Here is a 22,916-nt window from a genome sequence, read left to right on the forward strand (position 1 = left end):
CAGGCGCCGACTTCTCCACACGCGAATCCGCAGGCAGCTGCAGTACGTGCGCAATCTGCCCTTGGGTCAAACGCGTGAGCAGGACAATTCTCCCGTCGGCAAACTCCAGCGCATCATGATGCGCGCGTGGTGTGTTCTAATTGATATGGCGGAACCGAGCGACGCTCTGGTTGACTTTACGGGTCGAAAAGAAGGCAATCCGCCCTTCGAATTCGACCGGCTTATCGAAGGCCAGTTCCGTTCCAGGGAGCAGGCACACCGCAACTTCCGGCTCACCGGCAGCGGCGAAGCCGCGCGTTCCCGAGTTCGGAAAGAGGCTCGAAACCAGTTTGTCTCCGACCTTGGCTGGTCGAGAGGCGACAGACTCAAGGCTGTAATCGCACATGGAAGGCCTCCTCTGGCTGGGTAGCCAGGGCTGGCTACCCTTCCGGGAACCACAATTCCACATGAGGTGGGCAAACCTGTGTCGCAGCGGGCAGCGTGCGGTCGGGCTCGCTGCGGCTGCTGCGTCCCAAGCGTTCGGGCCGCGCCTTGCTGTGGCGCGCTGGAAAAGCGCCGCCGGCCGATGAAGGCATGGGAGGATTATGCGACCGGCGCCGCCTTGGACAACGTCGTGCCGATACTCGAGGGATGACCGGCAGGAAATCTGGCTTACGGGTGCATCCCTGCTGCATTTGCCAATGTTGCTACGGTTCTCGATGGTCTCAAGAACCGTAGCAAATGTAGCGGCTATGCTGCCGCATAGGCGTTACCGACAGACGCGAACACCATTGACGTAGCGGCAGCGTGGCGTCACCGGGACAACGACGACGGGGCGAGGCGCCACCACTACCGGCGCAACCACCACCGGCGCGGCCACGACCGGGCGGCGGACGACTACGGCGCCGTTTGGCCCCGCGCAGCCCGCCCTTACTACGCCGCGCGCGCACGTGACGGCACTCGCCTCAGTGGAGGCGACTGCCGTGATGGCAAGAAGTGTACAAACCAGCGCAATCGAATAATTCATCAGGAAGACCCCCAGTCGCGAAATAGCGACCTCTCCTTAGAACACGCAGACATAGCAAAATGAAGGCTTGCGTTCATTCCCGGCGTGCCGGAGACGCGGCCGCGGCGATGGGCACCGGGCGGAAGGCCGACGGCGAGGTCGTACGATGCGGCCGAACTCCGGACTTTCGGGCTTTTGCGAGCGATAGCAACGCTTTGTGGGGCGTAAATTTCGTGGATGGCGCGACCGCGCGCTCCTCGCGTCGGGTCCGCCATGCCGGCCATGGAACCAGTATGGGTAAAGGCGAGCAAACCGTTCATGCGGGTCCTCCAATTTTGGGGACACCCACGGCGGTGAGAACCGTGGCCGGCATTTTCATCAGCGTCGGCGCGGGCTAGGGAATAAGGGTCAGGAAGCATTTGAACGGAATGCCACCTGGGCCTTGCCCCTCAAGCGCGGCGGAATTCCAGGTAACGGGCCCTTTGAGCGTGATAGTTGCTGCCTCAACGCCGAGAACTGACCAGCCCGGCAGATAGCGTCCTACCGTGATAGTCGCGGTTGCTTGTCTATTTTCAATCGTATAGGAGCCCCGGTAGAACGTGCCTGTGTCACCGCCGCCGATTGACCCGTCGCGCACGACGACCACGCCAGATCCTTGCCCTAATGCCGTTTCGAAACGCACAACGTACAGACCATTCTGCATTGTATTTGTCACTAACTCGCCTAATGCGAGCACCATAGATGGGCTCTCGCGCTGCCACAAGGCGCCAGTGGCCGCGCTATTCGACTAGGAGAATTGATGCGCCGCCGAGCGGATGGTGTTGAGCCTCGAAGCCTCAGACGGCGCGCCGGCAATAGTTACTTTTTGCATTCCTAAGACGTTACGCCGTGAATTAGGTATTCTAATCTCACCGTCTCGGCTCCCTAAGCACGGTCGAGCCTCTAAGCTTCACCGCCACTCCCTTGCTGCGGATTTCGGTACAGATTCGGCTCTGGGGGCTACACCAAAATCCGGCGGATATGGCTGTATTTACTTATTCATGGACGACCATCTCGAGTTTGTAGGAGTTGTGGAACCCCAGGTCATTTAAAACGACCGCCCATATTTCAATGTAATTTCAAAGCACGACGAGCCATGCACGTCGCACCGCTGGCGCTCCTTGCTCCGGGGCCCGTTGGCTTTGCCCTGAGGGCCCGCACCCCTTCGCCAAGGGCACGCGGATCGCCTTCGACGGGCCGGGCCATACCGTCATTGGCTGGGGTCATTCTGCGCGGCCTTGGCCAACGAGGGCGCGAGTTTGTCGTCCGGCCATATCCGCGGGGCGATCGGATCGCAGAACGGCAGGGTGCTGGCCTTGCGGATGGCCTGGGCGAGGTGCTCATTCACCTCCGTGAGGGTCGTCTTCAATCCATACTTCATGGCGGCAAGGCTGACGGTCTCGTCGACGACGCGAATCGCCGCCATCACGGTCGCGGCGCACAGGCGAACTTCGAAGTCACCGCGTGGTCGATCGAGGCGCTCCGCGATGACCTCGATCAGGTGCTCTTCGCCGAGATGACAGGACATCAGCCATGCGGTTCGCAACTCAGGTTCCTCCGGCAGCCGGGCGAGGAGCCTTACCAGGAGAATGTCGTCGGCGATGTCCTGCGGCGACTGGTTGCCCGGCCCGAAGCTCGCATGGAACAGGTCTTCAATCGAAACGTCCCTGGGCCATCGGTGCAGCATGGCGGCAAACCTCAGCGAGGAATGCGCAAACAGCGGCTCAACGGCGCTCTCTTTCGATCGAAAGTGGCGCCAGACCGTGCGCGTGGAGACGCCGGCGGCCGCGGCGATGTCATCGCCGCTGGTATCGGCGACGCCCCGCTCCAGGAACAACCGGGCTGCATGTCTGGAAAGTTCCAGGCGGGTGTTTTCTCGGGCCAAGCTCCTGCTCCTGCACCCTTCATTTGCTCCCAAGCGCTGCGTCGTTCAAGTCGTCACAATGTTGACATTTAGGGACATGCTTAATGTCACTAAGTGACATATTCTGGTGTCGCTGCCCCCGGCATAGGCGACGTCGGACGAGTGATCGCGAAACGAGGGCCAGCCAGAGAATGACCTCCATCATGTATCCGCAAACGCGCCGCGCCGACGTGACCGAAACCCATTTTGGGCACAGGATCGCCGACCCGTATCGCTGGCTGGAAAACGACGCCCGCCATGACCCGGAGGTCGCCGGATGGGCACGCCAGCAAAACGACCTGGCGCGCGCCTATCTCGACGGCCTGCCCGGTCGGGACGTTTTTCGGAAGCAATTGTCGGAGCTGTTCGACTTCGAGCAGGCCGGCGTGCCCCTGAAGCGCGGCGACCGGTACTTCCACATCAAGAGGCAAGGCCTGAAGAACCAGGGCGCGCTCCATGTAAGGATGGGCGTGGACGGGCCGGACAGGGTGTTGATCGACCCCAACGACTGGTCCGACGACGGCGCCGACGCGATCGCGGAATGGGATGCATCACACGACGGCGCGTACGTCGCCTACGGCGTGCAGCGCGGCGGCACCGATTGGCGTGAGATCAAGGTGCTTGACGTCGATATGGGCGAGCTTTTGGGTGATGAGATCAAGTGGGCGCGCTTCGGTAACATCGCCTGGGCGAAGGACGGATCCGGCTTCTTCTACTCCCGCTACCCGGAGCCCGAATTGGGCACTGCCTCGCATGCCGGTGTGGCCAATCACGCGGTGTACCTCCACCGGTTGGGAACGCCCCAAGCCGACGACAGGCTCGTCCATGCCACGCCGGATCGCCCGCACCTGCTGCACCTCGCGGGGGCGACCGAGGACGGGCGTTACCTCGTGATCCATTCAACGCCCGGATCGTCGATGACGATGCTGAGCGTGGTGGATCTGTCGGATGGCGATTGGACGGTCCGAACCGTGGTTGGCGAGGATTTCGCAGCCGAATGGTCGGCCGTCGGCAACGACGGCACCACCCTTTTCGTCATCACCACCCAGGACGCGCCGCGCCGCAAGATCGTGACGATCGATCTCGCCGAGGCCGCTCCGAAGCCGCTCGACCTCGTCAGAGAGGACGAGGCTGTCCTCCAACACGCCTGGCTCGTCGGCCGCCGGCTCATGGCCGCCTATCTGGTCGATGCCAAGACCGCGATCCGGCGCCACGCGCTCGACGGGACGCCGGATGGCGAGGTCGAACTTCCGGGAATCGGCAGCGCCGGCATCCGCGGCACGCTGGACGACGACGAGGCGTTCCTGGTCTTCACCAGCTTCAACGCTCCGATGACGATCTATCGCTACGACGTGGCAACGAAGGCGCGCACCGTGTGGGCGCAGCCGAAGGTCAAATTCGACCTGACGGCCATCGAGGTCGAGCAGCACTTCTACGCTTCGAAGGACGGCACGACGATTCCGATGTTCGTGGTCCGGCGCAGGGACACGCAGGCGCCGGCACCGACGCTGCTCTACGGCTATGGCGGTTACGGCATCAGCATGACGCCGTATTACGCGCCGACGCAACTGTCCTGGGTCGCGCAGGGCGGGGTCCTGGCGATCGCCAACATCCGTGGCGGAGGCGAGTACGGCAAGGCCTGGCACGATGCCGGCCGCCTGGCGAACAAGCAGAACTCCTTCGACGACTTCATCGCTGCCGCCGAACATCTGCGGGACACGGGGATTGCCGGCACGGACGGTATCGCGATCCAGGGGGAATCGAACGGCGGACTGCTGGTAGCGGCCGTGGTGAACCAGCGCCCGGACCTGTTCGCCGCGGCCTTGCCGGGCGTCGGCGTGCTGGACCTGCTGCGCTTCCACCATTTCACCGGCGGGAGCTTTTGGACGTTCGACTTCGGGGATCCGCGGGATGAGGCGGCGTTCAACAATCTGCTGGCGCTTTCGCCCTATCACAATGTCACATCGGGCAATGCCTATCCCGCGATCCTCGTCACGACGGCCGATGCCGATGATCGCGTCGTACCGGGGCACAGCTTCAAATACATCGCCGCCATCCAGGCTGCCGACATCGGGCCCAGGCCGCGCCTGCTTCGCGTCGAGACCCGCGCCGGTCACGGCGCCGGCAAGCCGTTGGACAAGGTCATCGCGGAGACGGCCGACATGTGGGCCTTTGCTGCCCATTGGACCGGGCTCGAGATCGGGCGGCCCGACCGGCGCTGACAACAGTCGCACGCCGGTCAAAGAGACCAGGCGCCGTTGCGGTGCTTTGCCATTTTCTTGAGGGTTGTTTGTTCGCGGAACCACTCGCGTAAAGGTTTCGCCGGCATTCCGCCCCAGCGTTCGCCGGCCGGCACATTCCGCATGAGCCGAGAGGCCGCGGCCAGCTGAGCGCCCCGGCCAATGTGCAGATGGCCCGCAATGGCGCTCTGGCCTCCCACCGCAACGCCGTCCTCCAGCACTGTCGAGCCTGCGATCCCGACCTGGGCAACAATCACGCAGTGGCGTCCGATCCGCACATTGTGGGCAATCTGAACGAGGTTATCGACCTTCGTCCCCTCACCGATGATGGTGTCCCGGCCGCTACCGCGATCGACCGTGGTGTTCGCGCCGATCTCCACGTCGTTTCCGATCGCGACACGGCCAAGCTGCGGCACCTTCACATGGCCTGACGCGCTCAGCGCGAACCCGAAACCGTCCTGGCCGATGCGAACGCCGGGATGGATGATGACCCGATCCCCCATTCCGGAGTGCACGATGGTGGCGCCGGCGCCGATGGAGCAATCCTGGCCGATCACCACGTCCGGTCCCAGCACCACATGGGCGCCAAGCGTCGTGCCGGCTCCGACGATGACCCGCTCTCCGATGACGACGCCGGGATCGAGCACCACGCCCGCTCCAATCTGAGCTGTGGGATGGACGAAACATCCGGTCGTGACGTCGGCCTGGCCCAGGACAGGCTTGGGCCGCAACGTCTCGGGGTGCAGCCGAGTGAGCAGCTTGGCGTAAGCCAAGTGAGGATCCCGGACAACGATGGCGACAGTGCCGGACGGAACCATGTGGGCGAAGCGATCGGCGACGATGCATGCGCCGGCCGAGGTGGTGCGCAAGGATTCCGCGTGGCCCGCATGATCCATGTAAGCCACATGCCAGGACTCGGCCGTCTCCAGGCTTGCTCCACCACGCAGTCGCGCGCCGGGATCGGCGGACGCCGGAAGCGAAGATCCCACCTCTTCCGCGAGCTCGGCCAAAGCTATTCCGCTCGGTTCAGGCGCTTGGATCGCAGCGAGGTTCCCTTCATGCAGGACTGGGGCTTGATATCGTGTTCAAGATGGTCGGCGGGCCTGCGGGGGGCGGAATTGCAGGCCGGCCGATTCACCGCGCGCCCGCATGCGGACGACGCGGTTAGGAAAGTTGTTTTTTCATCTGGTGGGGTGGAGCGAGCCTACGAGCCCCTCATCAGCGCATCGCCTGCAAGTCTTCTAGCAACGGACTGTCTCAGGTCTCACGCGCGAACTCGGCGACGCTGACAGGCGCTTTGTATCGAAACGCGATCTGATCTCGAAAGGTGGGTTTGCAGTGTTCCCGGGGTCGCTAAAACTCGTCACGCAGACTAGATCAGCAACCGCTCCACCAAATTTCGCCTGAAGGTCGATTTTTCAACCGAACCTCACCTTCACGATTGGCCGTCTTGTCTGCCGCGAATCCATCGTGCTCTCCGCAATTTTGTCCCCTGCAGCAACTACTAGGTAGACTTGACATTGCGACGCATGATCGGCTCAAGCGTGTTCGACTAAAGGCCTTGTATGTCGAAATATTATTGCGTGCATCTGCGTCCTTCACCGAAAGCGGATGACGCAATTCCGCGCAAAATCCCGTAGGGCAGGGATACCGGGACGGAGAGCAGTTCGCCGTAGACTGGCCCCACCGCCAAATCTCCGTTCTTGTTTGTCCGCCGCCGTTCGCAGGCAACAAGCTTTCAGCGCGGGCGGTGGCGATCATCCGTGATGCTGGTCGGCATCGGATGGTGCGGCTGTATCTTCAGGCGAGTCACACGGGTGCCTGCGTTCGCTTCCGGATCGAGGCGTCAGCGCTCGCCAAATACGGGGAACGACTTCCACTTGATCTCGGCATACGCGCTGGAACTTGCCAGAGCGGCGATGTGCTCGGGACCCGACATCAGGTCCCGCACATGCCATGTGCGCGCTGCCCCCCTCAATCCGCGAATGGTCACTGCGGAGCTTTCGGCGCCGACGAGCTTCGCGACGGTAAAGCTGCTCAAGGGCAGATCGAGGCCGAGCCCGGTCGCCTTGGCGACCGCTTCCTTTCGCGTCCAGAAAGCGAGGAACGTGCTCACAGTCCGATCGGAGCGAAGCAGTGCCTCACGTTCCGTTTCCGCGAAGAACTCGCGCACGATCTCGGTCCACCGAGGCACGTCCCGGACCATCTCGATGTCGATCCCGAGTTCGCTGCGTGTGCTGAGGGCAAGCAGTCCCAGCGCTCCGGAATGCGAGACATTGAAGAACAGGCCGGGCCGATCGACGAGACGCGGCTTGCCTTGGGCGCTCAGCTCAAGCGCGACGCGCGCGGGCGCGATGCCGAGCCGACAAGCGAGTATCTGCCGCAAGGCCATCCGACGCGACAGGAAGCGCCGGCGCAGCAGCGGCGTGGCGAAACTGTCCGCTCGGCTGATCTCGCCGAGGTCGAGAACCTCGGTTGCCGTCGCGAGGTCGATCTCGTCCAACGCGATGCGCCAGATCTCGATTGCCTCGCCCCGGTCGCGCGCATCCACCTCGTCAGGCCGCCCGCAGGAAGCGTGCCCCGCTTGCGAGCACGTTCGACACGCGGCGCGCCACGGCGCGCCAGCGCTTCATCTCGAGTTGCTCGCCCTGCAGGACCGCGAGGAGGTCTCTGGCCAGTGTCAGCGTATAGGGCTCGAAGCCCATCTGGACGTGATTGCAGCGGACGTTGCGGATGCTGATCGCGCCGCTGGTATAGGCGCGCCAGCGATACTCCATCCCCTTCTGGCGCGTGGCCCGGAACAGGAGGATCGGCACGTCGCTCGCGGGCGGATTGTAACGCCGGAACAAATGCACGCAATTGGCGTAGACCGCGATCTTCCGCTTCGCCTCGGGCACCGAATATTCCGGTGGCGCGACGCCCATGCGCTGCGCCGTGGCGATGACCTGCTCGATGGTGACGGTGCGGTCGCTGACCCGCCGCTTGCCCGGAAGCTCGAACTTGCGCTCGATCGTCTCAAGGTCGGCGGCGAGGATGCGCATCACCTCGTCGAAGCTGAGATCGGGCTCGTCGCGCCCATAAGGGGTCGGCGTGTCCATGAAGGCGAGCAGGCCGATCTCCTCGCCGGCCTGCCGCAGCCGATGCGCGATATCATAGGCGATGACACCGCCGAACGACCAGCCGATGAGGTGATATGGCCCCTTGGGCTGGACCCGGCGCATCTCGTCGAGATAGGCGGCCGCCATCTCTTCGACATTCGCCGCCATCGGTTCGTTGGGCGCGAGCCCCATGGCCTCGAAGGCGTAGACCGGCTGGCCGGGGCCGAGCGCCTTGGCGAGCCGCATGAAGGACACCGCGTCGCCATTGGCCGGATGCACGCAGAACAGCGGCGGGCCGCCGTCGCCGGTCTGCAGCGGCACCACTGCGGCATAGCCGCCGCCGGCGCCGCTTTGCTGGGCCACCAGTTCAACCAGTTCGGCGAGCTGCGGGCGTTCGAACAGTGCGCGTATCGGCAAGGCAATGCCGTATTGCGAGCGGATCCGCGCGACGAACTGCACGGCGAGGAGCGAGTGGACACCGATCTCGAAGAAATTGTCGTCTATGCCGACGCGCTCGACGCCGAGTATCTCGGCGAGGGTGGTCGCGAGTTCCGCCTCCAGCTTGGTCCGCGGCGCGCGATAGGCCGTGGCGCTGGTGCGCTCGACCGTACTGGCGGCGCGCGCGGCCTGCTCCACGGCATCGACGCGATTGAGCTGGCGCGCGATCAGTTCCCAGGTCTCGGGGGCGAGCGCGCCGGGCTTGGAACTGGCGGCAGGCACTTCGGTGAGGTCGACCTCTTCAGCCGGCGCCTCTTCCGGCCGGAAGCGGGCGTCCGCCGCCTGCTGCGCGGGCGCAGCGAACGTCACCGCTCCATCCGGCGCGACGATCGCGCCCGGGAGCGCGGCGAGGAACTGGCGCACCGGCTGGTTGCGCGGCAGGTTCAGCGCGTCGACGCGAACCGTGTCGAGGCCATGGGCCAGTGCGAAGCGTCCCAGCTCGACGATCATGGCATGCTCGACGCCGCGGCCAAGCACGCGGCAGCTCATGAGGAAGGCGTCGGTGACCAGGGTGGTCCCGTCGCGGTGCGCCAGCATCAGCCCGACGAGGCCGTAGTCGCCGAAGCGATCGGCCACCGATATCGCCCGCACCAGCGCATCGCCGCGCGCGGCGGCGAATTCCGCGGCGGTGCGCCAGATGCCATTGATGTTGAACTGGTTGGTGCGCTCGGTCAGCTGCTGAAGCCGCTTCAGCTCGTCCTCGCGGGGCTCCGCCGTGCGGATCTCAAGCTGCAATTCCTCGATGAAGCGCGCATAGTCCCCCGCCCCGCGCTTGAGTTCGGAACGACGCGCATTCTCCTTGTAGAACGTGGTCCGCTTGCGGTCCTCCGCGGTCGCCACTGCGACGTCGAGCGGCCAGAGATGGTGCGGATCGCTGCCCTCGGGCGACAGGAAATCGACGCCGACAGCGATGATCGACGGGCAGTTGGCGCGGACTTCGGCGATCTCGACCGGGTTGTCGTCGAGGAAGACGAAGCTGTCCTCGCCAAGCGAAAGCTCGGCGGCCATCGAGCGCAGATTGGCCGATTTCGGCTGCCAGTTGATGCGATGCACGACGACATGTTCCGGCTTGAGCAGCATGTCGTCTCGCTGCTGCAGCACGGCGAGCACGTCGGCCTCGATGTTCTTGCTGCACAGACCGATTAGGACGCCGGCATTGGCGGCCTCGACCAGCCGTGCCTGCAAGGCGAGGTGCCGCGCCTCCAGGCTGATGCCCTCGACACCGTCCTCGCCGACGACCCCGCCCCACAGCGTGTTGTCGCAATCGACGACGATGACCTTGATCGGGGAACGCAGCATGAGGTGCAGGCGGCGCGCCACGCAGGTGGCCAGCGCGGAGTAGCCTGCCGCGCTGTAGGGAACATGGCCGAGCCGATCGCTTTCCGGATCCTGCTCGGCGGCGGTTGGATAGAGCCGGCGCACCTCGGCATGATCGATGAAGCCGACATTGGCGAGCGTGGCGAGCCCCTGGCGCAGCACGGTCTCGATCTCGGTCTGCAATTGCGCCTGGACGCCGCCGCGATCCCACGCCTGCGATGGCGGGCAGATGACGACGACACAGGGAACTCGCGAGGCCGCGGCGGCGGCCTTCAGCGCGGAGACAAAAGAGCTGGCGATTTCGCGCAGGAAGGGAGCGGCATCCGATCCCGGATCGTCGCCGCTGCGGAAGCGCAGCCAGTCTTCGATGCGGAGCAGGACGACGTTCCCCTTCGCCGCCCCCGAACGGGTCGCGCTCGCCGGATCGATCAGCTCCTGGAAGACCTGGTTATAGCCGGCAAATGACAGGCTCGCGCCGAAGCCGAGCCGTGCCGTCCAATAGGCGAGGGTGGTGCCGATCGGCTCGGCGGTGAAACTCGAGACAATATGCACGGCAGGAGTCTCCGCCGTGGGCATGCCGCGAACCTGCCGACGCTCTGTCGCCGTGAAGAGATCGAGGTCGGCGGTCCTGCTCGCGGGGTCGTCGCAGAAGCGCGCGAACAATCGCTTAAAGCGATCCAGCAGCGTCTCCGCGCGTGCCCGATCGAGATAGGCCGGATTGAAGGCGAACTCGACCAGCACCGGGCGATGCCGGTTGTTCTCGGACACATAGATGGCGAGAGGATTGGCTTCGGGGCCGCGCAGGATGGCGGGCTCGATGCTCACCCCTGCCATGCTGAAATCGAAGTTCGTCAGTTCGGCCGGGATGTAGGAGAGGAAGATATCGAACACGCCGCGACGGCCTTCCCGGCCGACCCCGAGCGCGCGGCAGATCTCGTCGACCGGCGCGCGCTGGAACGGATAGTCGCGGCCGAGCTGTTCGCCCACATGCGTGGCGATGGCTCCGAGGTCCATCTGCGGCTCGATCCGGATCGGCACCGGCATCGCGCCGTTGTACATTCCGACCTTGCTGCGCGCAGAGCGCCCGCGACCCGGCACGGCGACGCCGAGAACGACGCTTTCCGACTGCGTCAGGTCTCCGGCCAGCGCGGCCGTGAGCCCGAGCAGCGCCGGCAGCGGACGTACGTTCACGGCGTCGCAAGCCGCAAGAAACCGGGCATAATCCTCCCGCGGCAATTCCCATGGCAACAGCACCGCGGGCGCTCGGGTAACGGCGTCGGCGCTGACGGCGTGCGGCGGGCGCGAGGCGAAGACCGGTTCGGGAAGCGGAGACAGCCGCTCCTTCCAATGCTCGAGATCGCGGGGGGCGCGAGCCGAGCCGCGATACTGGGTGTCCTCGTCGGCGAAGTCGAAATAGGCGGAGCCGCTCGGCAACGCCTCCTCATTGTCGTCGACGAGCGCGTCATAGGCCTGCGCGATCATCCGCGTGAGGATGGGAATGGACAGCCCGTCGACGATGAGATGATGGCTGCGCAGCAGGCTGTACCAGATGTCCTCGTCGATCTTGGCGAGCGTCATGCTGAACAGCGGGTTGTCGCCGAGCGGCAGCGGCGTCGCGAACAGGCTCTCGGCCATGGCGAGGAACGCCGTCTCGCCATCGGGCTCATTCGAGAAATCGATATAATGGACGGGCGGGGAAAATCCTCGCTCCAGCCGCTGCCGCGGTTCGAACGGGTCGACGTGAAGCATCAGCGCTTCGTTGCGCGCCATGACGATGCCGACAGCCTGGCGGAACAGTTCGGGAGATATGCTGCGATCGATACGTGTGTAGCCGCCTATCTGATAGCTCGCGGCATTGCCGAAGGACTGCAGCTCCAGCCAAATCGACCGCTGACGCGATGTGAGTTCCACCCACCCGTCTCGCGACAAGGCATCCATTGATTCGCCCCTGACTCAAGCCGCGGTCCGCGCCCGCAAAAACACGGCGCCGCCGGCTGCCTTCTAGTTTTAATGCACCGTCCGAATCCTTGGCTTCGATCGAGCAGCGGCCAGGCCTTCAGCAAGGACACGCGTCGAAACGACAGGGTCGGAACCCATTCGGCACTGCTAGGCTGCGGGCTTCGCCAAGGCTCCGCCCCTGGCGACTCCATCAAGGAGCGCCAGTACTTCATTGATCAATGCTCCGACGGTCACGCCGGTGTTGTTCAGGGGGCCATCATTCGGGATTTCGATGCCGAATCGGCTCTCGAGCTTGAAGATCGTCTCAATAAGATCGAGCGAGGATATGCCGAGATCCGCGATCGGTGTCTCGGCATCGATCGACTTCGGATCCAGGCCAGTCTCCCCGGCAACGACGGCAATGATCTCATCAATACGAGGATCATCTTTCCGCATAACTGTTCCCTAACGTCAGATCAACGTTTTTAGAGAATAATTTTTGCGGAAATACCAAGTGGGAATCTCACCACTTGTTTATCCCGCCCCCACAACATAATGCAATGCACAATCGCCGTTGTCTACACTGTCAGGCCGCTGTAACCCGCACTGGCTAACGATCCTTGCGAAAAAGGTGCCATGGTGCCGCAAATGAACTGTTGCGTTGCAAACCGAACTCGGTCGATGCACTATGCCGCATGATTACTTGCCGAGGGGGCAGGCAGGCACTGTGATGAGGCCCTACACAAAGAAATTCCTGGTGCTGATGCTGCTTGGCGGCGTCGGCTGGAGCATCGTGTCCAGTACTCAGATTGGATGGAGTGCTATTGCTCCGAAGAGTCCAGGTATTGTCGATGACCTGCGCAGCGCCAGCGGGGCGGGCGCAACCCCTGTAATCGCCGCTTTCGCCGAGAAGCGGACCGTGCCGGTCTTCCGCACCGGGCTCGGTTCGGTCCAGGCGTTCAATTCGGTCACCGTCACCTCGCGCGTGGATGGACAGCTCGATCAGCTGCTGTTCGTCGAAGGGCAGGAGGTCAAGGCCGGCGAGGTGCTCGCCGTCATAGATCCGCGCCCCTATCAGGCAGCGGTACGACAGGCCGAGGCGCAGGTCCGTGTCAGCGAGGCGAAGATCGTCGCCGCCAAGGCCGACCTCGGACGGCTCGAGGAATTGCAGAAGTCCGGTGTCGGCTCGCGGCAGGCGCTCGACGGCAAGCGCGCGGATGTCGGCCAGCTCCAGGCGACCATCGAGGCCGCGCAGGCCGAGGCGGAGCGCGCGCGGCTCGACCTCGAATATACGAGCATCACATCGCCGATCGACGGTCGCGCCGGGCTGCGGCAGGTCGATACCGGAAACATGATCATGGCGATCGACCGCAAGGTGATCGTCGTGGTCACCCAGCTCCAGCCGATCTCGGTGGTGTTCTCGCTTCCCCAGGAAGATCGGGTGCAGGTGTCCGAGCAGCTCGCGAAAAGCCGGGGACTGCCGGTCTATGCCTTTGCCCGCGACAGCCGGACCCAGCTCGCCGAGGGCACGCTCACTATGGTCGACAACCAGATCGACCCGAAGACCGGCACGTTCAAGCTGAAGGCGACATTCGCCAATACGAACAATGCTTTGTGGCCCGGTCAGTTCGTCACCGTGCGCCTTCTCCTGATGCAGCAGCCGGACGCCATCGTGGTGCCGGCGCCGGCGGTGCAGCGCGGGCCGCAGGGCACCTATGTCTATGTCATCGGCGCCGACGACAGGGTCGCCATGCGCGCAGTCGATGTCGGGCAGGTGCAGGACGGGGTGGCGACGCTGGAGCAGGGCCTGTCGCGCGGCGAGCGCATCGTCGTCGATGGCCAGTACAAGCTGCAGCCCGGCGACCGCGTCTCGATCAGCGGCGCGGAGCGGCCGGGCGGCGACGGCCAGCCCTTCTATCCGGGGTCGGAGCGTAGCGCGGCGCCGCCTTCATGAGCCTCTCCGAGCCCTTCATCCATCGACCGATCGCCACATCGCTCCTCACCATCGGCATCGTGTTGCTGGGATTGCTCGGATACAGGGCGCTGCCGATCTCGGCGCTCCCCACCGTCGATTTCCCCACGATCGAGGTGACGACCCTTCTCACCGGTGCCAGCCCCGATGTCGTCGCCTCCTCGGTGACGACGCCGCTCGAGGCGCAGCTCGGCCAGATACCCGGGCTCGCCGCGATCAGTTCGGTAAGCTCGTTCGGCCGCAGCGCCATCACGCTGCGCTTCACCCTCGGCCGCAACATCGATTCGGCCGCGCAGGACGTCCAGGCGGCGATCAGCGCATCGGCGGGAACGCTGCCGGCCGAGCTGCCCAATCCACCGGTCTTCAACAAGGTGAACCCCGCCGATGCACCGATCATGGTGCTGGCGCTCACCTCCCAATCGCTGCCGCTCTCGCGCGTCAACGATTTCGCCGAGACCGTGCTGGCGCAGAAGCTGTCGCAGGTCGAGGGCGTCGGGCTGGTCTCGATCCAGGGCGGGCAGAAGCGCGCCGTGCGCATCCAGGTCGTGCCCGGCGCGCTCGCAGCGCTCAATCTCGGGCTGGAGGATCTCCGCGCGATCGTGGCGCAGTTCAACGTCAATGCGCCGAAGGGCAATCTCGACGGGCGACGCCAGTCCTACACCATCGCCGCCAACGACCAGCTGCTCTCCGCCGAGACCTATGGCGATATCATCATCGCCTATCGCGCCGGGGCGCCGGTGCGGCTGAAGGACGTCGCGACCGTCACCGACAGTGTCGAGAATGTGCGCCTCGCCGGCTGGCAGAACGAGCGACCCGCGATCCTGGTGGATGTGAAGCGCCAGCCTTCCGCCAACATCATCGAGACGGTGGAGCGCATCGAGGCGATCCTGCCCCAGCTGCGCGGCGCCGTGCCGGCCAGCGTCAAGATCGACATATTGAGCGACCGTACCGAGACCATCCGCGCATCGGTGGCCGAAGTCGAGTTCACGCTGGTGCTGTCCGTGGCGCTCGTGGTGCTGGTGATCTTCCTTTATCTGCGCAAGGCGTGGGCGACGATCATCCCGAGCATCGTGCTGCCGGTGTCGCTGATCGGCACCTTCGGCGTGATGTACGCGGCCGGTTTCAGCATCAACAATCTTTCGCTGATGGCGCTGACCATCGCCGCCGGCTTTGTCGTCGACGACGCCATCGTCATGATCGAGAACATCGTCCGCCACATCGAGAACGGCGCCTCGCCGACGCAAGCCGCGGTGAAGGGCGCGCGCGAGATCACCTTCACCATCATCTCGCTCACCTTCTCGCTGGTCGCCGTGTTCATTCCGCTGCTGCTGATGAGCGGCGTGGTCGGCCGGCTGTTCCGCGAGTTCGCGGTCACGCTCACCGTCGCCGTCATCGTCTCCGGCATCGTGTCGCTGACGCTGACGCCGATGATGTGCGCGCAGTTCCTGAAGCGCGAGCCGGAGAAGCCGCGCGAGCCGTCCTGGTACGACTGGCTGTTCGACCGGCAGATCGCGCTCTACGAGAAGAGCCTCGAATGGGTGCTGGCGCGCCGGCGGCTGATGCTGGGCATCACCATCGGGGCGATGGTGGCGACCGGGGTGCTCTACCTCATCGTGCCGAAAGGGTTCCTGCCGCAGCAGGACACCGGCATGATCATCGGGGTAACCGATGCGCCGCCCGACATCTCGTTCGGTGCCATGGTCGCGGCCCAGCAGCGCATGGCAAGCGCGATTCTCGCCGACAAGGATGTGGCGAGCCTCGTGAGCTTCGTCGGTTCGGGCTCCGTCAATCTGACGGCGAACAGCGGCCAGTTATATATCAACCTCAAGCCGCGGGACGAGCGTGACGCCAGTGCCGAAGAGGTCATGGCGCGTATCCGCGACACTGTTGCCCCCATTGCCGGCATCTCGCTCTTCATGCAGGCGGCGCAGGACATCCAGATCGACAACCGCGTCAGCCGTACCCAATACCAATATGTGCTGCAGGATCCCGACACGGCAGAGCTGGCGGACTGGTCGACGAAGCTCGCGGACGCGCTGAGGCAGCGTCCGGAACTGGCCGATCTCGCCACCGACAATAATAGCGGCGGCCTGCAGACGCGGATGACGATCTTCCGCGACAAGGCGGCCCAGCTGGGGGTGTCGATCCACTCCATCGTCAATACGCTGTACGACGCCTTCGGGCAGCGGCAGATCTCGACGATCTACACCCAGCTCAACCAGTACCATGTGATTCTGGAGCTCGATCCGCGGTTCCAGACCGATCCCTCCGCCTTGCGCTCGCTCTATGTGCAGTCGGACGGCGGGACACCGGTGCTGCTGAGCACCGTCGCCGATTTCCACACCGAGACCGCACCACTGACGATCAGCCATCTCGGGCGCTTCCCGGTCGTCACACTGTCCTTCAACGTGCCGCCCGACTACTCGCTGGGCGCCGCCATCGACGCCATTTCCGAGACCGAACGCGCCATCGGCCTGCCGCCGGCGATCGCCACCGCCTTCACGGGCAGCGCCGCGGAGTTCCGCAGCTCGCTCGCAGGCCAGCCCTTGTTGATCCTGGCAGCGATCGTCGTGGTCTATATCGTGCTCGGGGTGCTCTATGAGAGCTTCATCCACCCGATCACCATCCTCTCCACCTTGCCATCGGCGGGCCTCGGCTCGCTCGCCGCGCTCTATCTGCTCGGCCGCGAGCTCGACCTGATCTCGCTGATCGGCATCATCCTGCTGATCGGCATCGTGAAGAAGAACGCGATCATCATGATCGACTTCGCGCGCGAGGCCGAGCGCTCGTCCGGCATGTCGCCGGAACAGTCGATCCGGCAGGCCTGCCTGCTGCGCTTCCGGCCGATCATGATGACAACCATGGCGGCGCTGCTTGGCGCCTTGCCCCTCGCCGTGGCGCACGGCGCCGGCGCCGAGCTGCGCCAGCCGCTCGGCATCGCCATCGTTGGTGGCCTGATCATCTCGCAGTTTCTGACGCTCTACACCACGCCGGTCATCTACCTGCTGTTCAGCCGCTTCACGTTCGAAGGCAAGGCCGCAAGCGTGCCCTCGACGGTCGCGCCCTCGAGCCCACCCGCGCAAGCGCCTATGCCCCGACTGCCGCGCATCTCCGACACCGAGCTGCCGCGCTTTACCGGGGAGGGATAGCCAGGTGACCGGCCTCGCGCGCCTCTTCGCCGGCAGACCGGTCGGAAGCATGCTGATCGCCATCGGCATCATGCTGATCGGCGCTGCCGCCTACCGGCAACTCGCCATTGCCACTCTGCCGGCGATCGACGTGCCGACCATCGTCGTCTCCGCGCAGCTGCCCGGCGCGAGCCCGGAGACCATGGCGAGTGCCGTCGCGACGCCCCTGGAGCGTCGGCTCGGCCGCATCGCCTCGATCACCGAACTGACCTCGATCAACACGCTCGGCAACACCCAGATCACCCTGCAGTTCGCGCCGGAGCGCAACGTCGACGGGGCGGCGGTCGACGTGCAGGCCGCCATCAGCGCGGCGGGCGACGAACTGCCGAAGGACATGCCGAGCCGGCCGGTGTTCAAGAAGATCAATCCGATCCTGATTCCAGCCGTCTTCCTCTCCATCCGCTGCGATACGCTGCCGCCGGATGAGGTGATCAAGTATGTGAATGGCGTCATCGTCGACAAGCTCGCGCAGCTCGAAGGCGTCGGCAATGTCGTCGTCCAGGGCGCAGCCAAGGCGGCGGTCCGGGTGCGCATGAACCCGGCGGCGATGGCCTCGGTCGGCATCGGCCTCGACGATGTCCGCGCCGCGATCGTGGCTGGCAGCGTCACGCTGCCGACCGGCAGCCTCGACAATGACTATCGGTCGGAGGCCATCGTCACCGACAGCCAGCTTACCAATGCCGCCGCCTTCTCGCGGCTCATCGTCGCCCAGCATGATGGCGCCAACGTGCGGCTCGGCGATATCGGAACCGTGGCCGACAGCGTGGTCGATACCCGCGTCGGCGGCTGGCTGAACACCGACCCGGCGATCTTCGTGTACATCCAGCGCAAGGCCGGCGCCAATATCGTCGCCACGGTGGACCGCGTGCGCGAGGCGCTGCCGCAGATCCGTCGCTGGCTGCCACCCTCGATCCATGTCGATATCATTGCCGACCGCACCGTCACCATACGCGGCACGCTGCACGATGCGCAGCTCACCTTCCTGGCGACGACCTTGCTGGTGATCGGAACCATCCTGCTGTTCCTGCGCGATACGCGGGCGACGCTGATTGCCGGCATGTCGATCCCGGTGGCGCTCGCCGGCACCTTCATCGTGATGTACTTCCTCGACTACAGCCTCGATCTCATTTCCCTGACCGCGCTCACCGTCGCCATCGCCTTCGTGATCGACGATTCCATCGTGATGGTGGAGAACATTGCGCGCTTCCGCGAGCAGGGGTTTGGCCGGCTGGAGGCGACGGTGAAGGGCGCCGCCCAGATCGGCTTCACCATCGTCGCCATCACGCTGTCGCTGGTCGCGGCCTTCATCCCGTTCCTGATGTTTCCCGGGGTGATCGGGGTGATCATGCGGGAATTCTCGGTGACGCTCTGCGTTTCCATCCTCATTTCGGCCGTGGTCTCGCTGACTCTTACCCCTGCGCTCGCCGCACGGTTCCTGAAGGTGCGCCACGCCGACGACAGCGAGCCCCGGGAGGGCAGGCTGGGCCGCTGGATCCAGTGGGGCTTCGACCGCATCCTCGATGGCTATGCCCGCAGCCTGCGCCACGCGCTCGACCATCGGCGCTTCATGCTGTTCCTGACCGCACTGTGCGCGGTCGGCACCATCGCACTCTACGCCATCATGCCCAGCGGCTTCATGCCGACGCAGGACACCGGCGTCATCATCGGCATCACCGAGGCGCCGCCCGACACCTCCTTCGCCGCCATGCGCCTGCGCCAGATCGCCGTCGCCAAGGCGATCCGCGAGCATCCCGCGGTGGAGAACGTCACCTCTTCGATCGGCACAACGTCTGTCGATACCGGCGGCGGCGCGGCAAGCGTCAGCACCGGCCGCTTCTACATCATGCTGAAGCCACGCTCCGAGCGTGGTGCCGTCACCGAGATCATCGACGAATTGCGCGAGGCGCTCTCCGCGCTGCCGAGCACCCGCACCTATCTGCAGCCGGTCGAGGATCTCAATGTCGGAGCCCGCGAGGGCAAGGGCCAGTACCAGTTCACCTTGCAGGACGAGAACTGGGAGGAACTCGATCACTGGTTCGACATATTGTTCACCCGGTTCCGCACATTGCCGGAGCTGCGCGATGTCGGCGCCGACCTGCAGAATGGCGGGCTCCAGGTCATTCTCGACATTGACCGCGACCGCGCCGCCCAGCTCGGCATCTCGCCGCAGGTGATCGACGACACGCTTTACAGCGCATTCGGCCAGCGCCGCGTCTCGACCATCTACGCGACGACCGACCAGTATTATGTCGTGCTGGAAGTGGACGCCAATCTGCAGGCCGAGATCGACACGCTGCAGAGCGTGTATGTAAAGGCGCCGGACGGCAGCCAGATTCCGCTGCGGGCGGTGACCAAGACCAGCGAAGGCGAGACCGCTTTGGTGATCCCCCACCAGGGCGAGTTCCCCTCCATCACCATCAGCTTCAACCTCGCGCCCGGCGTCGCCCTCAATCAGGCCATTGCGAAGATCGAGGACACGGTGGCGGAGCTGCGCCCGCCGGGCACGCTGCGTACCAGCTTCGAGGGCAAGGCCGGCGCCTTCAACTCGTCATCGGGCTCCGAGCCCTATCTGCTGCTCGCCGCGATCTTCACCATCTATATCGTGCTGGGCGTGCTCTATGAGAGCTATGTCCACCCCTTCACCATTCTCTCGACCATTCCATCCGCCGGCCTTGGCGCCCTGCTGGCGCTGTTGCTGAGCGGACAGCAATTGTCGCTGATCGCCTTCATCGGCATCATCCTCCTGGTCGGCATCGTGAAGAAGAACGCGATCCTGATGATCGACTTCGCGCTGTCAGCGGAACGCAGCGAAGGGCTTTCCAGTGCGGACGCCATCTACAAGGCGTGCGTGCTGCGCTTCCGTCCGATCGTCATGACCAATCTCGCGGCCATTGTCGGCGCGCTGCCGCTGGCGCTCGGCACCGGCCCCGGCTACGAGATCAGGCAACCGCTCGGCTATGCGATCATCGGCGGGCTGATGGTGTCAGGCGTCCTCAACCTCTACACCACGCCGGTAATCTATCTCTATATGGACTGGTTCCGTCGGCGCCGGGCGCGCAAGACCGAGCCGGCTCAGGACACGCTCGCGACCGAGGCCGGCTGAGCTGCGCTCGGCCGAATTGTGCTCGGCACGACGCGCTCGATGCGCTCTGCGGCGAGTGCCACGCCGCCTTCAGAACGCACCTGTTGCCCAAGGCGTTTCGCATTCTCGCGAAGCTTGGAATCGCCCATTACCTGTTTGAGGGCGGCGGCAAGCCGCCGCTCGCCCAGCCTGTCGAAGGGCAGCGCCGGGGGAGCTACGTGCAGCGCATGCAGGCGTTCGGCCCAGAAGAACTGGTCGAGAATGAACGGCACCATTACCGATGGCCGCCCGGCTCGCAGCGCCGCCGCCGTGGTTCCCGCGCCGCCATGGTGGACGACAGCGGCGACATGTTCGAACAGCCAGTCGTGCGGCACGTTCTTTATGACGATGGCGTCGTCGCGCAGGTCGGACGGCTCCATCGTGCTCCAGCCCGCGTCGAGAATGGCCCGCGCTCCAAGCGAGCGCACAGCCGCCAGGATGGCATGCGCAACCTGTCTTGGCTGACGTATCGGCATGCTGCCGAAGCCGACATAAATCGGGGGCGGGCCCGCGCCTAGAAAGCGCGCGAGGTCGGGCGTCGGCTTCCAGGCGGGCGAACGATCAAGCTGCCAGAAACCGGTGTTGAGAACGTTTGGTGGCTGCCCGGACTGTGGGACCAGGTGACGGCTATAGGCAAGCAAGATAGTTTGCCTTGCATGCAGCATGCTCTTGAAGGGGACGAGCAGGGGTACCGAAGCGTTTCCCGAAAGCTCCGCTTCGCTTCGAGCGATAGCTGGCCGTAGAACTTGCCATAAAAGCTGGGCGGCAATTGCATATTGAGCGGAATTCATAAAGCCCGGCAGCCGGAACGGAAGCTGCGGAAGCAGTGGGCTTCCAGCTTGTGCAGAGGGCAATACCGGCTGCAGATAAACTTGCACCAAAGGTATTTGAAATGCGCGGGCCAAACCAAGACTGAAGAAAACCGCCGTTCCAGCTGCAACAATGACATCACATTGGGCGGCAGCGGCGCGGATTGTTCGGGTCCAGTCGACTATATTTTGTTCTATGATATTCTTAAATGCAGCTGTCGCTGAAAATGGATTGCGGCCTGCCGAGCCAAGCTCGGCGCCCGCTGCATTCTTCATTTCGCTTTCCAGATCACCCCTTAATGGGATGAAGTTTACACCGTTGCTTTCACACAAAGAGGCAAACGTTGACAAGCTTGCAAGCTGGACCGAATGACCTTTGACCAGTAGCGTTCTTGCTAGGGCTACAAGAGGCTGCACGTCCCCGCGTGTACCCACCGCTATGATCAAAATGCGCAAATATTTCTTCCATTTTTGAGAAGATCGGCGACCTCTTATCTTCAATCGATAATGTGCCGTTGTCTCCTCTACGTATACCCTGCCGTGCCGACATTATCCGCGCAGGCAAAAAAACTGGATGTAATTTAATACCGTCTATGCAAGTGCGCGTTTAATCGACCTTGCGGGGCGCAAGAAATTCCCGCCAGCCGTCGCGTGGTGGATCGGCTCGACCTGATCCTAATAATAATCGGGCAATATCTGGCAGTGGCGTCCAAGCAATTCGCCAGGAGCCAGTGTTTCGGGCAGTCGCCGCGCTCCCTCAGCCGGAGACGTTCGCAGGCGACTTGGGACTACGCGATCACGCCGAGGCGGGCGTCATGGCGAGCGGCGTGAGAAAGCCGCTGACCCCCGCACGCATCTGCTCGATGTGGGTGAACAGGCACGAATGCTCCCCACCCTCGATAGTGATGAGCCGGGCGCCCGGAATAGCCACGGCAATGTGCGTGGCATGATCGAACGGCACCATGGTGTCGGCGGTGCCGTGAATGACGAGAACCGGAACTCTCACGGCGTTCTCCGGCAGTTCGGGCAGGGTGGTGAGCTGGACCAGCTCGTTGAACGTGCCCGGCAGGCGCTCGGCGAGCCGCTTGAAGAGGATCGCAAGCTGCGAGCGCATCAGTGGGCCGGCCTCCGGGTGCGCTAGGGCGCGCGCGCGAAGCTCCGGATCGGAGATGAGGCCGCGGGCACACCATCCGGCCCGATTCACGGTCAGCCATTGCAGGCCCGCGGCGACGCCCGGCAGGCGGGCGAGTGCCTGCATGAACGGCAGGCGGGCGCGCACATGCCACGGCACGTGGAGCCGCTTCGTGCAGGGCGACATCATGATCAGCGCGGCGCAGCGCTCCGGATGGCGCGCGGCGAAGGCGAGCCCGACCGGCGCGCTGGCCGAGGGAGCGAGCACGATGGCCTGCTGCCTGCCGAGGCGCGTCAGCAGAGCCGCGAAGAGATCGGCCTGGGCCTGCGCGCTTTCGAGGTTGCCCATCGGCGTTCCGAGAAAGCCGGGGCGGGATGGCGCGATGATCTCATAGCCGGTGGGAAAGGCGCCCAGGGCCAGGATCAGGGCCATATCGTAGCCGCCCATCCCGCCATGCAGCGCGAGCACGGCGGGTCCATGCCCGGTCAGCGCCACTTCGACGGGGCCGAACTGCGTCTCGACCATGCCGAGCTGGTGGGGGCAGGGAATGGTGCCGGCAGGAACCGGCAGGAATCCGGAGAGCTGGTGGCCTTCGACGGCATGGCCGGGCATGAATTCTCCTCGGTACAGCCCAGCGGCCGGTATGGTGGATGAGCGCAGGTGCCTTGCGCGGCAG

13 protein-coding genes are annotated in these 22,916 nt (G+C 64.5%); 4 read left to right on the plus strand and 9 right to left on the minus strand.

The window, feature by feature from the left end; translation table 11 throughout:
- Positions 1 to 136: 136 nt before the first annotated feature.
- The 3 genes from G3545_RS29995 to G3545_RS20230 form a co-directional block, all read right to left on the minus strand.
- A complete protein-coding gene (locus G3545_RS29995; protein ID WP_348644587.1) occupies positions 137 to 385 on the minus strand; it encodes a hypothetical protein in 249 nt (82 codons plus the stop codon).
- A 994-nt stretch (positions 386 to 1,379) separates the two neighbouring features.
- Entirely contained in the window at positions 1,380 to 1,724 is a 345-nt protein-coding gene (locus G3545_RS20225; RefSeq protein WP_170015063.1) for a GrlR family regulatory protein, read from the minus strand.
- A 510-nt stretch (positions 1,725 to 2,234) separates the two neighbouring features.
- Positions 2,235 to 2,909: a TetR/AcrR family transcriptional regulator gene (locus G3545_RS20230; RefSeq protein ID WP_170015065.1), complete on the minus strand. Its 675-nt coding sequence runs from the start codon at positions 2,907 to 2,909 to the stop codon at positions 2,235 to 2,237.
- A 170-nt stretch (positions 2,910 to 3,079) separates the two neighbouring features.
- Here G3545_RS20230 and G3545_RS20235 point away from each other — a divergent pair, with 170 nt between their 5' ends.
- On the plus strand, positions 3,080 to 5,149 hold the full coding sequence (locus tag G3545_RS20235; RefSeq protein ID WP_170015067.1) for a prolyl oligopeptidase family serine peptidase: 2,070 nt from the start codon (positions 3,080 to 3,082) through the stop codon (positions 5,147 to 5,149).
- 17 nt (positions 5,150 to 5,166) lie between these two features.
- On the opposite strand, the gene lpxD is transcribed toward G3545_RS20235, so the two are convergent.
- From lpxD to G3545_RS20255, 4 genes are all read right to left on the minus strand, one after another.
- Positions 5,167 to 6,183, minus strand: a complete 1,017-nt coding sequence (gene lpxD / locus G3545_RS20240; RefSeq protein ID WP_246702923.1) for a UDP-3-O-(3-hydroxymyristoyl)glucosamine N-acyltransferase — start codon at positions 6,181 to 6,183, stop codon at positions 5,167 to 5,169.
- Positions 6,184 to 7,013: 830 nt separating this feature from the next.
- Positions 7,014 to 7,718, minus strand: coding sequence for a 4'-phosphopantetheinyl transferase superfamily protein (locus G3545_RS20245; RefSeq protein ID WP_170015069.1), 705 nt, complete (start codon positions 7,716 to 7,718; stop codon positions 7,014 to 7,016).
- Between the two features lie 4 nt (positions 7,719 to 7,722).
- Complete coding sequence (locus G3545_RS20250; RefSeq protein ID WP_170015072.1) at positions 7,723 to 11,991, minus strand: HAD-IIIC family phosphatase; 4,269 nt, start codon at positions 11,989 to 11,991, stop codon at positions 7,723 to 7,725.
- Between the two features lie 195 nt (positions 11,992 to 12,186).
- Positions 12,187 to 12,474 (minus strand): acyl carrier protein, encoded by a 288-nt coding sequence (locus G3545_RS20255; protein ID WP_170015074.1) that lies wholly within the window; start codon positions 12,472 to 12,474, stop codon positions 12,187 to 12,189.
- 274 nt (positions 12,475 to 12,748) lie between these two features.
- Between G3545_RS20255 and G3545_RS20260 the strand changes: the two genes are divergently transcribed.
- The 3 genes from G3545_RS20260 to G3545_RS20270 are packed head-to-tail and all read left to right on the plus strand — an operon-like array spanning position 12,749 to position 20,281.
- Positions 12,749 to 13,972 (plus strand): efflux RND transporter periplasmic adaptor subunit, encoded by a 1,224-nt coding sequence (locus G3545_RS20260; RefSeq protein ID WP_206151300.1) that lies wholly within the window; start codon positions 12,749 to 12,751, stop codon positions 13,970 to 13,972.
- The gene (locus G3545_RS20265; protein WP_170015076.1) at positions 13,969 to 17,139 is read left to right on the plus strand and encodes a multidrug efflux RND transporter permease subunit; all 3,171 of its coding nucleotides are present in this window, start codon (positions 13,969 to 13,971) and stop codon (positions 17,137 to 17,139) included. Before G3545_RS20260 ends, G3545_RS20265 begins: the two co-directional genes overlap by 4 nt.
- A 4-nt stretch (positions 17,140 to 17,143) precedes the next feature.
- The gene (locus G3545_RS20270; RefSeq protein WP_206151302.1) at positions 17,144 to 20,281 is read left to right on the plus strand and encodes an efflux RND transporter permease subunit; all 3,138 of its coding nucleotides are present in this window, start codon (positions 17,144 to 17,146) and stop codon (positions 20,279 to 20,281) included.
- On the opposite strand, the gene G3545_RS20275 is transcribed toward G3545_RS20270, so the two are convergent.
- Together G3545_RS20275 and G3545_RS20280 are read right to left on the minus strand one after the other, a co-directional pair.
- Positions 20,251 to 21,609 carry a glycosyltransferase gene (locus G3545_RS20275; RefSeq protein ID WP_348644588.1) on the minus strand — a complete coding sequence of 453 codons (1,359 nt, stop codon included), beginning with the start codon at positions 21,607 to 21,609 and terminating at the stop codon, positions 20,251 to 20,253. The genes G3545_RS20270 and G3545_RS20275 overlap by 31 nt on opposite strands.
- Before the next feature lie 295 nt (positions 21,610 to 21,904).
- Complete coding sequence (locus tag G3545_RS20280; protein WP_170015080.1) at positions 21,905 to 22,852, minus strand: alpha/beta hydrolase; 948 nt, start codon at positions 22,850 to 22,852, stop codon at positions 21,905 to 21,907.
- Between the last annotated feature and the right edge of the window lie 64 nt (positions 22,853 to 22,916).

This window comes from Starkeya sp. ORNL1, from assembly GCF_012971745.1.
GTDB lineage: Bacteria > Pseudomonadota > Alphaproteobacteria > Rhizobiales > Xanthobacteraceae > Ancylobacter.

Excerpts from the sequence above, each read along its gene's own strand:
- G3545_RS29995 (WP_348644587.1), bottom strand. The coding sequence starts at position 385 with ATGTGCGATTACAGCCTTGAGTCTGTCGCCTCTCGACCAGCCAAGGTC.
- G3545_RS20225 (WP_170015063.1), bottom strand. The coding sequence starts at position 1,724 with ATGGTGCTCGCATTAGGCGAGTTAGTGACAAATACAATGCAGAATGGT.
- G3545_RS20235 (WP_170015067.1), top strand. The coding sequence starts at position 3,080 with ATGACCTCCATCATGTATCCGCAAACGCGCCGCGCCGACGTGACCGAA.
- G3545_RS20255 (WP_170015074.1), bottom strand. The coding sequence starts at position 12,474 with ATGCGGAAAGATGATCCTCGTATTGATGAGATCATTGCCGTCGTTGCC.
- G3545_RS20260 (WP_206151300.1), top strand. The coding sequence starts at position 12,749 with ATGAGGCCCTACACAAAGAAATTCCTGGTGCTGATGCTGCTTGGCGGC.
- G3545_RS20265 (WP_170015076.1), top strand. The coding sequence starts at position 13,969 with ATGAGCCTCTCCGAGCCCTTCATCCATCGACCGATCGCCACATCGCTC.
- G3545_RS20280 (WP_170015080.1), bottom strand. The coding sequence starts at position 22,852 with ATGCCCGGCCATGCCGTCGAAGGCCACCAGCTCTCCGGATTCCTGCCG.